This window comes from Paenibacillus sp. P4_E11 (assembly GCF_056401635.1).
Map to the genome: position 1 here is coordinate 13,597 of NZ_JBFUIX010000035.1, position 13,320 is coordinate 26,916.

At 51.6% G+C, this 13,320-nt stretch carries 8 protein-coding genes; 7 read left to right on the forward strand and 1 reads right to left on the reverse strand.

What is annotated here, in order from left to right:
* Positions 1–236 precede the first annotated feature (236 nt).
* Complete coding sequence (locus AC1DWB_RS15240; RefSeq protein ID WP_477541929.1) at positions 237–2,882, forward strand: right-handed parallel beta-helix repeat-containing protein; 2,646 nt, start codon at positions 237–239, stop codon at positions 2,880–2,882.
* Positions 2,883–3,432: 550 nt separating this feature from the next.
* On the opposite strand, the gene AC1DWB_RS15245 is transcribed toward AC1DWB_RS15240, so the two are convergent.
* Positions 3,433–5,202, reverse strand: coding sequence for an Rqc2 family fibronectin-binding protein (locus tag AC1DWB_RS15245; protein WP_477541930.1), 1,770 nt, complete (start codon positions 5,200–5,202; stop codon positions 3,433–3,435).
* Positions 5,203–5,432: 230 nt separating this feature from the next.
* On the opposite strand from AC1DWB_RS15245, the gene AC1DWB_RS15250 reads away from it, so the two are divergent.
* The 6 genes from AC1DWB_RS15250 (at position 5,433) to gmk (ending at position 13,320) form a co-directional block, all read left to right on the forward strand.
* On the forward strand, positions 5,433–8,213 hold the full coding sequence (locus AC1DWB_RS15250) for a calcium-translocating P-type ATPase, SERCA-type (protein WP_477541931.1): 2,781 nt from the start codon (positions 5,433–5,435) through the stop codon (positions 8,211–8,213).
* A gap of 191 nt (positions 8,214–8,404) precedes the next feature.
* Positions 8,405–9,250, forward strand: coding sequence for a diaminopimelate epimerase (dapF, locus tag AC1DWB_RS15255; RefSeq protein WP_477541932.1), 846 nt, complete (start codon positions 8,405–8,407; stop codon positions 9,248–9,250).
* Positions 9,251–9,317: 67 nt separating this feature from the next.
* On the forward strand, positions 9,318–11,255 hold the full coding sequence (locus AC1DWB_RS15260; protein ID WP_477541933.1) for a bifunctional homocysteine S-methyltransferase/methylenetetrahydrofolate reductase: 1,938 nt from the start codon (positions 9,318–9,320) through the stop codon (positions 11,253–11,255).
* Between the two features lie 64 nt (positions 11,256–11,319).
* Complete coding sequence (locus AC1DWB_RS15265; RefSeq protein ID WP_477541934.1) at positions 11,320–12,231, forward strand: YicC/YloC family endoribonuclease; 912 nt, start codon at positions 11,320–11,322, stop codon at positions 12,229–12,231.
* A gap of 200 nt (positions 12,232–12,431) precedes the next feature.
* Positions 12,432–12,695 (forward strand): extracellular matrix/biofilm regulator RemA, encoded by a 264-nt coding sequence (remA, locus tag AC1DWB_RS15270; protein ID WP_477541935.1) that lies wholly within the window; start codon positions 12,432–12,434, stop codon positions 12,693–12,695.
* A complete protein-coding gene (gmk, locus tag AC1DWB_RS15275) occupies positions 12,676–13,320 on the forward strand; it encodes a guanylate kinase (protein WP_477541936.1) in 645 nt (214 codons plus the stop codon). Before remA ends, gmk begins: the two co-directional genes overlap by 20 nt.

The following is a 13,320-nucleotide window of genomic DNA, read 5'->3' on the forward strand; positions in this document are numbered from 1 at the left end:
AGAATGTATAACTAACAGCAAGAATTTGAATCCGAATCAAAAAAATATCCTGTATTTATTGAGCCTAGGAATCTCTATAATCCAATTAACAAGCCATTTCTCAAGCGAAAAAGGAGAGGGTCAATCGTGTGAAAACCATGCGTGACCATAGCAATTCTATGCGGTAGCTATTTTTTTGTAAGCGATTCCATAGTTGAATGCCAAAAGATGTTGGGGAATGAAAGGGGTACGAGTACATGAAGGAAGAGAAAAGTGTCAGCCGAAGAGAACTGCTCACCATACTTGGTACGGCCGGAGCGGCAGCGGTCCTGTATTCTGCTATTGGAGGGTCTGAAGCTCTGGCGAAGGGCGGAGGACGATCCGTTAGGGAGGACGTATACGGAGGACCGCCGGAATGGAAGGACCTTACCTACTGTATAGCGATTACGATTGCTGGACTGGAAGCTTTATCGAAACCTAATCCCGATACCGTTTATTTTGTTACCGACCCGGGCAAGGAAGGTCCGTTCATCTACGACTCCAACGATACGACATCCCAAGCTAATAGGGGAACGATTATGGTGTCGAACGCAGGCAAACGATTTAAGCGTATTTTCAAGGAACCGATGAATGTAACCTGGTTTGGCGCAGTAGGGGATGGAGTAACAGATAATTCCACCGCATTCACCAATGCGCTTGATGCCATACGTACGAATGGTGGAACGATTTATGTTCCCAAGGGTACGTTCCTTCTGAAGACCGCACTTGTGTTGAACGACAAGATGAATCTGCAGGGACAGTTCACGGAATCCAAGCTCGTGTTCGAGCTGTCCGGCAATACTGCCACAACTACCGGTGTCCTTGTTCTCGGTTCCGATCTGTGCGTGGAACGGCTGCATATCGATGTGAAATTAACGTCCACTCTTCATGGATTTCGAGGGAACAACGTGTCCGTCGGGGAATACGTGTCGACTAGCTACAAAAATTTGAATAACATCATCATCCGGGATCTATGGTTGACCCGGCAGGACACKGGTTATCTTAATAACGCTTTGGCGATTTCCGGAGACGCGCATCATGTTCTCGTCGAGAATATTAAAGTAAGAGGTAAAAATACAATCGGTATCATGGCGCACTGGTCGGGTGACTCTCCAGCGAATAGCAACTCGCTCGTATCGTATCACCCTCATGATATTGAAATCCGTAACGTGGATATAGAGGATTCACAGGAATCTGCCATCTGTCCTTCGGCCTCATATAATTTCAAAGTATCGGGACTGAAGGCGAGGAATGTACGGGCGGTTTTCCGGGCGATGGCTGGAGACTTGGCTGATTCACGAAGCTACCCAGGCAATGGTACAACTCATGAAGACCAACGCGGGAAATCGATGACCGGCATCTTGTTGGAAAATGTGTACGCAGAGAATGTTGCTACATCAGCTATATTCTTCGGCATGATCGGTGCCGTTAATGACGCTCAGGGCAAACCAGTTTGGTCCAAATCGAGGCAATCTTCCGCTGTCCTGAGAAATATTGAAGTTAGAGGCGGCAACTCGACCGACTATGCCATCTATATCGACCGATTCAGCAATCTGTCTGCAGAGAACATCCGGACGGCCGACTACAAGGGCTACAGTGTATACGTATTCCGGGCGGAGAACGTGCGGTTGTCGGGATTGAATTTGATGGAAGTGAAGAGGGGGGTATTCATCAACCAGAGCGGGAATGTCGCTATCATGGACAGTTCGATCCAACTCGATTCGTCAAATGTGAGAACCGATGCAGATGCGTATCCGATTCGCATCGAAGGAACGCTGAAAACGAGTACACTAGCTCAGGCTCTGCAAGTTGGGGATACGACAATAACACTAAATGCGAAGATCGATTCGCTCGAATTCCGTCAACTCGTAGAAATTGCGGGAGTCGGAACGGTCAAGGTGAGCGATTTCTACGTTTCTACCGAAGCGACCTCGTTTCATATTGAACCGTCGACGATTTCGGCCGCAGCGGGCACCCAAGTGCTTGCCGCAAGAATGGCTCGGGAAATTGACATCGTCCGGTGCAAAATTCGAAACGGACATTCCGGTGTCTATTATCCGTTCCATGTCGACGGAGTGACAATTCTCGATTGCGATATGGATAACTTGTTTTACTATGGTGTTTATGGCGGCACGGGCTCGTCGGTCGGCTTATCCAATGTCTCCATCATACGTAATCGAATTCGCAAATGCGGCGTGAACGTATTGGATCCGAATGTGACGTCACCTGTGTATACGGGACAAATCGTAGCCAAGAATACGAACATTCTCACTATACGCGATAACGTGCTAGGCGATAAAACGAATGACACCGCATATTCCATTCAAGTGCACGAATCGTGTTCCAACGTCATGGTCGAGGAAAATATATCATTCGGTGTCCGAAACGCTACCGATTACGCTTACGACTTCATCGATCAAACTGCTTCCGCACTCGCATTGGGAACGAATGCATACAATGCGAATCGGCTTCAAGGGAAAGGTAAGCTTCGCAAGGGAACCGGAGTGAGCCACGAGTTGACGGACAATGGCAATCGAATCATCAAGGCTGCCCTTGCTCCGACTTCCGGCAATTGGCTCGCGTCCGATCTGGTGTACAATACGGCTCCGGTGGCCGGAGGTTATGTAGGGTGGGTTTGCACGCAGGGAGGGACGATGACGGTTGTTGCTTGGCAGAATTCCGCCACTTGCACATTGGGAGCTTTGACCTATACGACGGCTAACCGGGTTTACCGATGTACGACGGCGGGCACGACGGGCACGTCCGAACCGACCCATACGAGCGGAACGGTCGCCAACGGAACGGCTTTGCTCGAACATGTTGGACCCCTTGCTGAGTTTAAGCCGTTCGGATGGATCGTTTGAGAGCGGTTTTTCTGGTAATTTTAGCAACAGTGGAGCCATAACGCTGCTGCAAGTGGGCGGAATCGAACTGCCGGTACAAGGATCGAATACTACTTGGGAGGGGGAAATTCTGCAAATATACATCATTTGTAGCTGGAATCCCCCATTTAAGTCGAATTGCTGCAAAAGTACATCATTGTTCCGCCAAACGGTCCCATTCAGGGAGGGAAGGCCACGAAATCCTGTACATTTGCAAGATTTTTCCCTCCGAATGGGCTTTTAGCTCTGAAATCCTGCATATTTGCAGCAGTTTTGATAAAGTCCTGTTCTTAGATCCCTTTGAAGGAAAGAAGAACAGGAGTAGGCAGGCAGATGGAGTGGAGAAGCGACAGTGTCCGCCTTGAAATGTTGGCCCAACAATGACAAACCTATAATCCAAGGGCGATGATTTCAATAGCGGTCGGAATCCTCCACATACTTTCTCCTCACCGCGAAATACAGAGCTCAAACGCCAAAAACCGTCCGATGATCAATCGATCTTCCGGACGGTTTTTCTTTACTTAGACGAATCTCAAGCTTTGACCGACAAGGGCAATTGCTTAACCAGCTCTTCGTCTGGCGTGATGAACAGCGTCTTCTGTTGCTCATAGATGACGAAACCTGGCTTTGCGCCGTTCGGTTTGCGAACATGACGGATCATGGTGTAGTCGACTGGGACTTGACTGGATGACTTGGCTTGACTGTAGTAGGCTGCGAGATTCGCCGCCTCATGCAGCGTCTGATCGCCGAAGCCGCTTCCCCGTATGACGACGTGCGATCCAGGAATGTCTTTGGTGTGCAGCCACGTGTCATTGGCTTGAGCCAATCGATTAGTCAAATACTCGTTCTGATTGTTGTTCTTCCCCACATACAAGGCAAATCCTTCACTTGAGGTGTAGCAGGTAAGAACGGGCTTGTCAGTCGGTTTTTTCTTTTTTCGTGCTTTTTTACTGCGATCTCGAATGTAGCCTTGCTGGATTAATTCCTCACGGATCTCTTCAATGTCCACGATTCCTGCATTATCCAGCTGCTGAAGAATCGTGTTCAAGTAAACGATTTCCTCGTGAGTGCTCTGGATTTGCTCCGAGACGATCGCGAGACTGTTCTTGCTCTTCGTATATTTGCGGAATAATCGTTGAGCGTTCTCCGAAGGTGTAAGTAGCGGATCAAGCTCGATCCGCATGGATCGCTGCTCCAAATCATAATAATTGACGACTTCCACGTGCTTCATCCCTTTGCGAATGAGATGCAGCGAGGACGTGAGGAGTTCCCCCATGATCCGGTATTTGTCGGAATCCTTCGCTTCCTCAATCGTTTCTTCGAGCTTCTCCAGCTTCTTGACGTTTTTGTTCCGCTCATTAATCAGGAATCGATTCATATCGGACGTGCGTTGCTTAACCGTATCACGTTCCGCTTTATCGCCATAATACGATTCCAAACATTCACTTACCGTGGCATACGACTTTGCATCACCATTCACATGCGTCAGCGAGACGATGGAGAATATAGCCTTGCCGCTTTTGGAGTCGATGACGATGTTCGGCTTGTACTGATGTTCCTTGACATCTTGCATCATTGATTCGAAAGGACTCCACACTTGCAAAGTATCAGCATGCTCGCTTCCCAACGAAGTTGGATATCCGCTGCGATGAACAATTTCGTGGGCGACTAGGGGACTAATCCCGCTGAACTTCGCGACCAACTGCTGTTGTAAGGTTGTTCGCTGTTCCGAGTCAACGGGGTGATCGGCCATCGCAGCGACAAATTGTTCCTGGATGACGTTCAGTGGATTGAGCTTGCCCTGCTCAGGAGGAAACACATAGGCGCTCCCCGGCATAACAATTCGGTACGTGCTAATCGCAGGGGTGACATGGTGAATGCCGTCGAGAATGATGCCTGACTGCGGGTCCATCAATATAATATTGCTGTGCCTGCCCATAATCTCAATGAGAACCCGCTTAGAGCTAACATCACCAATTTCATCACGTTGCCGAACGTCCAGTTGAATCATGCGCTCCATACCGACTTGAGAGATGGATTCGATAACAGCACCTTCGCAATGTTTGCGCATCAGCATACAGAACATAGGAGCTTCAGTCGGGTTGACAAACGACTCGCTGGTGAAATGTACGCGTGGATATGTAGGATTGGCGGACAACAGCAGCTTATAAGTCGATCCTTGTGAACGAATTTGCATCACGATATCGTGCTCAGTAGGTTGGTGGATCTTATGAATACGTCCTCCTGCACATACCCCGAGATCGTGGGCGATTGCATGAGTAACGAGACCGTCTAGTGACATAATCGAAACACGTCCTTTCAAACTTGGCTTGCAGCCGCAACTTGCCCGGCTAACTGAAAGTTTAAATACTCTTGGACAAAAAAGCAAAGGAGACTTTGAATAGGAGTCGATTCTCCTGACGAATGGAGGGATCATCATCTATAACATTTACACAATCGCCTCATATTTCCCAGCTTGTCTGAATACTTTAGGGTTGTACAGATTTTTCGTGGAAAAGAGGGAAAAACGGGATGAGTCAGAAGCAATGGTATCAATTAAATCCGGAGGAAGCCGCAGCCGAGAACAAGGTGCATCCGTCGCAAGGGCTTTCCAGTGACGAAGTCCGGGATCGCCTGGAACAAGGCGGATACAACGAATTGTCGGAGAAGAAAGGCGTCCCGCTCATTACTTTGTTCTTGAACCAGTTTAAAGATTTCATGGTGCTGGTGCTGATGGCGGCAACGCTCGTATCTGGGCTGTTGGGTGAATACCTGGATGCAATCACCATCGTTGCCATAATCGTCATGAACGGTATCTTGGGCTTTATCCAGGAGTTTCGCGCAGAACGGTCCCTTCGAGCATTGAAGGAGCTGTCTGCCCCGTCTGCCAAAGTGTTAAGGAGTGGGACGATTCAGCAAATCTCAGCACGTGATCTTGTGCAGGGAGATATCGTGTTGCTCGAAAGTGGAGACCGGGTGCCGGCGGATGTACGATTCCTGGAGACGAACGCATTGTATGTAGAAGAATCCGCGCTCACCGGGGAATCCGTACCTGTCAGCAAGCTAACTGAGGCGTTGACAGGCGATGATATTCCGCTAGGTGATCAGAAGAACATCGGCTTTATGGGCACGATGGTGACGCGCGGAACGGCCCGCGGCCTCGTAGTCCGAACAGGAATGGCAACGGAGATGGGCAAGATTGCGGATCTGATTCAGAATACCGAATCTATGGAAACACCACTTCAGCATCGATTAGAGCAACTTGGGAAAATATTAATCGCCGTCGCAATTGGCCTGACCATTATGGTCGTGATCGCTGGCATTATGCATGGCCAACCGGTGTATGGCATGTTTTTGGCTGGAGTAAGCCTTGCAGTCGCCGCCATCCCCGAAGGATTGCCTGCGATCGTGACGATTGCGCTCGCATTGGGCGTTCAGCGCATGATCAAACGTAAGGCCATCGTTCGCAAGCTTCCATCTGTTGAAACGCTGGGCTGTGCTTCTATCATATGCTCCGACAAGACCGGTACGCTCACTCAGAACAAAATGACAGTTACTCACGTATGGCTCGGCGGAGACGTACTGGAAGTAACCGGTGAAGGCTACGAACCGAATGGCAATATCCTATCATCCGGAGCACATATGGACGTAAGAAACAACCAGATGATGCGGCGGTTGCTACAGATCGGAGTGTTATGCAATAACGCCTCACTGGTAGAAGAATTACCGGAATCGAAGAAGAAATCGTCCAAGGAAGTGCTGAAGCCAATATGGAGCATCCAAGGTGATCCTACGGAAGGCGCTCTTGTCGTCCTGGCAGCTAAAGGTGGTGTCACGAACAGTTCACTGGAAGGACTGTACAAGCGTGTTGGCGAAATTCCGTTCGACTCCGAGCGTAAGCTCATGTCGGTGCTGGTGCAGCATCAAGGAGGGCGGTTGCTGTATACGAAAGGCGCGCCGGATGTGATCGCTGACAAATGCGCGTACATATTATGGGACGGAAAGGTGATTCCGTTCACTTCAACTTTGAAGCAGAAGGTGTTAGCGGCAAACGTTGGGATGGCTAGATCCGCGCTGCGTGTACTCGGTCTTGCCTATAAGGAATTGAAGACGACAGAACGGGATGACACCGCCCAAGGTCTGGAGAGCGGACTGATCTTCGTGGGTCTTACCGGTATGATCGATCCTCCGCGCAAAGAAGTGCGTGATTCGATCACTACATGCCGTCGGGCAGGGATCAAGACGGTAATGATCACGGGGGATCACCAAGCAACAGCAGAAGCGATTGCTCAACAGCTCGGCATGTTGCCAAGCGGAGGTCGATGCGTCAATGGGCAGGAGCTTGCTGCGATGAGCGATGAACAGTTGGAAGCGGAGGCCGATCAGATTTATGTGTACGCTCGCGTATCACCTGAGCATAAGCTGCGCATCGTCAAGGCGTTGCAACGGCAAGGCCACGTCGTGGCTATGACCGGAGACGGGGTGAATGATGCCCCGGCGATCAAGGCGGCTGATATCGGTATTGCGATGGGGATCAGCGGTACCGACGTGTCCAAGGAAGCATCCGCACTCGTATTGAGCGACGATAATTTCGCTACAATCGTAGCGGCTATCGAAGAAGGGCGCGGTATTTACGAGAACATTCGGAAATTCATCCGGTATTTGCTCGCTTCCAATGTTGGTGAAATTCTGACGATGTTCTTGGCGATGATGGCCGGCATGCCGCTGCCGCTTATCCCGATCCAGATCTTGTGGGTCAACCTGGTGACTGACGGCTTGCCTGCAATGGCGCTTGGTGTCGATCAAGCTGAGAAGGATTTGATGCAGCAACGACCACGCGGCTCCAAGGAAAATATATTCGCACGGAGATTAGGTTGGAAGATCATTAGTCGCGGTATTCTGATCGGGGTATGTACGTTGGTCGCTTTCTGGATTGTCCTGAAGGACAATCCGACCAGCGCCGGCAATCTCATACACGCTCAGACAGTGGCTTTCGCAACGCTTGTCATGGCCCAACTCATTCATGTGTTTGACTGCCGCAGTTCGAGGTCAATCTTCCATCGTAATCCGTTTCAAAATAAGTATTTGGTACTGGCGGTGCTGTCGTCGTTAGTGCTCATGCTCGGTGTGGTGTATATCGAACCGATGCAGCCCATCTTCAAGACCGTGCCGCTTGACCTGATCGATTGGATGGTGGTGCTCATCTTCGCCGGCATACCAACGTTCCTGATGGGTCTAGGCAGCGTGATGGGCACAAGCAAGAAGTCGAAGCGTCCACCGATCAAATACAGCTCCAAGCCGATTACCAGATAATATGGAATGACCGAGGAAGCCCGTTGTTGCAGAAGCAGCTGAAAGTAGCTGCTCCTGCAACAACGGGCTTTTTGTTTACTTCTTGCATAAGCTCTTGTGGCTCCAACAGTAGTCACTTATGGGACATCTACTATGCACAGACCGTGATATGCAATATAATAAGGGCTAATTGAAAAAGGAGTAGGATCGCTATGAACTTTACGAAGATGCACGGCCTGGGCAACGACTTTATCGTCATTGCCGGCCTAGACGTATTGCCAGAACAAGCTTCGCAGCTTGCTATACAATGGTGTGACCGTCATTTCGGCATAGGTGCCGACGGTCTTGTATATATACTTCCGTCTGAACAGGCGGATTTCCGGATGCGCATCATTAACGCCGACGGATCAGAAGCAGAGCAATGCGGAAATGCCATCCGATGCGTGGCCAAATATGTATACGACCGAGGCTTGACTGAGAAGTTGGAGCTTACAGTTGAGACGCTTGGTGCCGGTGTACAGTCGGTTCGCATCGTTGCTGTCGACGGTAAAGCTTCATCTGTAACGGTGGATATGGGGGAGCCGATTTTGCAAGGACCGGCCATTCCAACTACGCTTGAGCAAGAGCAGATCGTCAATCAACCTCTTGTTGCAGCTGATGGAACCGTGTTTCAGATTACTGCGGTGTCAATGGGCAACCCACATTGTGTCATATTCGTGGAGGATGCTCCCCAATACGATCTGCATAATTGGGGTCCTAAGTTAGAGGTTCATCCCCTGTTCCCGAACCGGGTGAATGTGGAATTCGCGACCGTGCGCTCTCGAGCCCATGTCGATATGCGCGTATGGGAGCGGGGAGCGGGTCCAACTCTTGCATGCGGAACAGGTGCATGTGCCACACTGGTTGCCACGGTGTTGAATGACTTGACCGATCGTGTCGCTACCGTGTCGCTGGCCGGAGGAGATTTGACGATAGAATGGGACGAGTCGAACAATCGGATATACATGACAGGCGGAGCGGAAATCGTATTTGACGGTGAGCTGCCGTCAGTAACCTAGATAGCTTAAGATACGTAGGTTTTGCCTTCACTTTGTGAGGTTATTTAAGAGAATGGTGGAGATGGGGATGCGTAAAGATTTTAGAAGCGTATTAGCGAGTCAAGTATTGACTGGCGACGGCGCGATGGGGACATATTTGTATCAGCTTGGCTTTACCGTTGGTGCATCCTATGAGGAGTTCAACATTCTGAATCCGGATGCGATCGCGGACGTCCATCGCCGCTACTACGAAGCAGGTGCGCGCGTAATTGAGACGAATACGTTCTCAGCGAACCGCGAGAAGCTGTCCAAGTTCGGACTGGAGCAGGAAGTCCGGGCGATCAATCGGGCTGGAGCAGCAATTGCGCGCAGCGCGGTGGGATCGGACGCCTATGTTGTCGGAGCGGTGGGCTCGATTCGCGGCGGTGGAAGACGCGCGATCCAGACGTCTGCCCTGCTGAACGATTACGAAGAACAGATCGCTGCCTTGCTCGAGGAAGGTGTAGACGGCATCTTGCTGGAGACGTTCTACGAGCTCGAAGAGCTGGAGCTGGCGCTGCAAGTGGTAAGGAGACTTGGAGGTTCGCTTCCGGTCATTTGCCAGTTCGCCGCCGAAGGCAGCGGCGGTTCGCGAGACGGCGTTCCGTACGCGGACGCCTTTACCCGCTTGCGCGACGCTGGCGCTGACATTGTCGGCTTCAACTGCCACAGTGGCCCGAACGGCATCCTCCGTTCCCTGGAGCAGCTTCCACCGACACTAGGCTTGCCTGTATCGGTGTTCCCGAACGCAGGCTTGCCGAGCTACGTCGATGGGCGCTACGTGTACGGCTCGACGCCTGAATACTTCGCCGAGAACGCGCTGAAGTTCGCGGCGCTCGGCGCCCGTATCGTCGGCGGCTGCTGCGGCACGACGCCCGAGCATATCGCCGCGATCGCCGCGGCGCTGCAAGATTACGCGCCGCAGCCGGGCAGCGGCGCGGCAAGTGATACCGGCGCGCTAGCCGCGGCGCCGGTGCAAGTGACCGAGCCCCGCGCAGCGGGCTCGGCAGGGGCTTCCGCCGCCGCAGAGGCGGGCGGCGGGGCGTCGTCGGCGGCGGCGGATGCGCCGACGCTGGTTGAGCTGGCGCGTGAGCGCCACACGGTCATCGTCGAGTGGGACACGCCGCGTGACCTGGACATTACGCGCTTCATGGAAGGCGCGCAAGCGCTCATGGCCGTAGGCGCGGATTCCATCACGATGGCGGACAATGCGCTCGCGGTTACGCGGATGAGCAACATGCCGCTTGGCTTCCTCGTGAAGGAGCGACTGGGCGCTCGCCCGCTGCTGCACATTGCCTGTCGGGATCGCAATCTGATCGGCACGCAATCGCACTTAATGGGGCTGCATGCGATCGGGATCGATCATGTGCTCGTCATTACCGGCGATCCGTCGAAGTTCGGTGACTTGCCCGGAGCGAGCTCGGTGTATGACATGACCTCATTCGAGATGATCCGGATGATCAAGCAATTGAACGAGGGGATGGCTTTCTCGGGCAAGCCGCTGAAGATGAAGTCTAATTTCGTAGTAGGCGCGGCGTTCAATCCGAACGTTAAGCATTTGGATAAAGCGGTTCAACGGCTGGAGAAGAAGATCGAAGTCGGGGCTGATTACATCATGACCCAACCGGTATACGATGCGCGTCTAGTTGAGCGGATCTATGAGTCTACGAAGCATTTGAATGTGCCGATATTCATGGGACTAATGCCGCTGGTCAGCGGGAATAATGCAGAGTTTCTACACAATGAAGTACCGGGTATCGTACTTCCCGACGAAGTAAGGAGCCGGATGGCTGGCTTGAGCGGGCCTGAAGGTCGCGCTATGGGTGTTACGATCATGAAGGAACTGTTGGATGTGACCTTGCCTCTCTTCAATGGAATCTACTTGATGACACCCATGCATTTTTACGGGATGTGTGTGGACTTAACGCAATATGTATGGGAAAAGACAGGTCAGACCGCGCGTGTTAATAGCTCGACTGCGCATTAGGAACAATTCCACTTGTACCCACTAGTAAAATCTATTAAAATGGTGGAAATGGATGTGATCCCAAATGATTCGCAGTATGACAGGCTATAGCCTGGCTGAGGGTAATTGCGACGGTTACTACATGCAAGTGGAAATTCGTACAGTCAATCACCGCTTCTGTGAGATGTCGGTACGAATGCCACGGGAATGGCTCGTCTGGGAGGATGGGATCAAACGCACGATCCAGCCGTTCGTGAAGCGCGGTCGCATCGAAGTGTCCGTAACGCTGGAACGATTGACTGCAGCTGGAAGAACGGTGGAAGTTGATTGGGCGCTTGTGGAGGCGTATCGCGATGCAGCGGAACAACTTCGTCACCGGCTCGGATTGCCGGAATCGGAGCTGCTGACACTCACACAGCTGCTGCAGCTGCCCGATCTTATCGTCGTCCGCGAACACGGCGGTGCAGCAGGTGCACCTTCCAACGATAAGCTGGAGGATGCGCTACTGGACGTTGCCCGCGAGGCGGCCAAACGATTGGTTGTCGTTCGTGAAGCGGAAGGAGCACATCTGTCGCGAGATATCGCCGAACGCATAGGTGCCCTGGAGCACATGCAGCGTGAAGTGGTTGGAGTGGCTCCCGCTGTTGCCGTTGAATATCGGGCCAAGCTGACACAGCGTCTGAACGAACTGCTTGGTGATCGAAGTGTCAGCGGGGTGCAAGATGAGGCAAGGCTGACGATGGAAGTCGCCATGCTTGCGGAGCGGTCCGATATTCAGGAAGAACTGACCCGTCTGGACAGTCACTTCGTCCAATGCCGCTTGCTGCTGCAGGCAGACGAACCGATCGGACGCAAGCTTGACTTCTACATTCAGGAGATGAATCGAGAGGTCAATACGATTGGTTCCAAGGCGAACCGCGTTGACATCGTGAACCAGGTCGTGGAGATGAAGGCCGAACTCGAGAAAATGCGCGAACAGGCTCAGAATATCGAGTAAGGCGGAGGATAAGGCCGCAACCAGCGTTAATAAGCGGTAAAAGTATGAGTAAATGCGGAAACGGTAAGAATAGAGCAGACTGTATAAGTTTGCCATCAACCGCCAAGCAGTTCTTGATTATGGGGTCCCATAAAGGGTTCGGATAACGTTTCGACGCACCGCTTCAATTTTGTGGGGTAAAAGGATGTAGGAGGGCAATAATGGCCATTAAATTAATCAATATCGGGTTCGGAAACATCGTCTCCGCGAATCGGATCATCTCGATTGTCAGTCCCGAGTCAGCACCGATCAAGAGAATTATTCAGGAAGCACGCGATCGGCACATGCTGATCGATGCAACCTATGGAAGACGGACTCGCGCCGTTATTATTACGGACAGCGATCACGTAATCTTGTCGGCGGTACAGCCGGAGACGGTGGCTCATCGATTGTCGAACAATAAGGATGACGATCATGACGAATAGTGTACGGCCCGGTACGGACAGAGGCCTGCTTATTGTTCTGTCTGGACCATCCGGAGTAGGAAAAGGAACAGTATGTACAGCATTGCGCAAGCTGGCTCCAGAACTAGTCTATTCGGTATCCGCAACTACTAGGAACGCAAGGGCCGGAGAAACGGATGGCGTTAATTATTTCTTCAAGACGAAGGAACAGTTCCGCTCCATGATCGAGCACGATGAGCTGTTGGAGTGGGCGGAATACGTAGGCAACTACTATGGGACGCCGCGCAGCTTCGTGGAACAAATGTTGAATCAAGGCAAAGACATCATATTGGAGATCGAGGTTCAAGGGGCGCTCAAGGTCAAGGAGAAATTTCCTGAAGGAGTGTTTATCTTCCTCACACCGCCATCATTGCCTGAACTTCAGAGTCGGATTGTGAACAGAGGAACCGAGACGGAAGATTCGATTCGCAGCCGGATGACGGTGGCGATTGATGAAATCCGATTGATGGAGCAGTATGATTATGCGGTTGTGAACGATCAGGTGGATTTGGCCTGCCAGCGCATACAAGCGATTCTAATTGCTGAGCATTGCAAGCGGGAACGAGTTCTGCCGCGTATTCAAAAATGGATGGAAGAGGTGCACTAA